This window comes from Bacillus sp. LR--39 (genome assembly GCF_053613335.1).
In genome coordinates, this window is sequence record NZ_JBSIOT010001637.1 from 1 (window position 1) to 512 (window position 512).

The following is a 512-nucleotide window of genomic DNA, read 5'->3' on the forward strand; positions in this document are numbered from 1 at the left end:
GCGAGAACGTCAACAATCATCGGAAGGCGCGTTCCGGAAAAAGTCATCAACAAGCTTTGGAAGGATGGAACGATTCCCGCCTTGATGAAAACCGACGAACCGATCAGGGTCGAACAAATCGATGAAGTCGGCCTGTCGAGCCGCGTGGCGATTTCAATCTGGAAAAACAGCGAGGTTATCGGTTTTATCTGGGCGCTGGAAAGCCAAAAAACGCTGTCGGAAGACGAGCTTCACCTTTTGAAGCTGGCCGCGGATTCCGTAAAGAACAAGCTGCTGCCTTATCAGGTCCGAAAAAGAAAAAATGAACAGCGCAGCCAGGAATTTTTCTGGAAGCTATTGACCGGGCACATTTCGGAAGATCAGGAAATCTCCGACGGCTTTCACCAGCTTGGCATCGGAGTTCCTTCAACTTATTCGGTCATCATCATCCGGCTGAAAGACGAAATCGAAGAAAAAACCGAAAAGCAGCTCCATTACTTGCTGGAAACGACGCAGCAGCTGCAAATCCTTCT

Annotated in this window: 1 pseudogene; it reads left to right on the forward strand. The window is 49.2% G+C overall.

What is annotated here, in order from left to right:
• Positions 1 to 512, forward strand: a pseudogene (locus tag ACWHAR_RS32240) (PucR family transcriptional regulator); the annotation flags it as partial.